The organism is Blautia sp. DFI.3.45, assembly GCF_020593505.1.
Taxonomy (GTDB): Bacteria; Bacillota; Clostridia; order Lachnospirales; family Lachnospiraceae; genus Blautia_A; species Blautia_A wexlerae.
On record NZ_JAJDMI010000173.1, the window covers coordinates 1 to 464 of the forward strand.

1 protein-coding gene is annotated in these 464 nt (G+C 55.2%); it reads left to right on the top strand.

Annotation, left to right across the window (positions count from 1 at the left end; all coding sequences use genetic code 11):
* On the top strand, positions 1-464 hold a 464-nt coding region (locus tag LJE09_RS17475), incomplete at both ends, for a virulence-associated E family protein (protein ID WP_227311617.1).

The following is a 464-nucleotide window of genomic DNA, read 5'->3' on the forward strand; positions in this document are numbered from 1 at the left end:
CTGCGGCACTTTCTGGGGGCTGACGCAGACGATTACACCTATGAAGCGTTGAAGCTGTTCCTGCTGGGCGCAATCTCACGAGCCTTTCAGCCGGGATGCAAATTTGAAATCATGCTCTGTCTGGTAGGCGGTCAGGGGGCTGGCAAGTCCACCTTCTTCCGTCTGCTGGCAGTCCGGGACGAGTGGTTCTCCGATGATTTGCGGAAGTTGGACGATGACAATGTGTACCGCAAGCTGCAAGGTCACTGGATTATCGAAATGTCGGAAATGATGGCAACCGCCAACGCCAAGAGCATTGAGGAAATCAAGTCGTTTTTAAGCCGGCAGAAAGAGGTCTACAAGATACCTTATGAAACCCACCCGGCAGACCGCCCCCGTCAGTGCGTGTTTGGCGGCACTTCCAATGCCCTTGACTTCCTGCCCCTTGACCGTTCCGGCAACCGCCGCTTTATCCCCGTCATGGT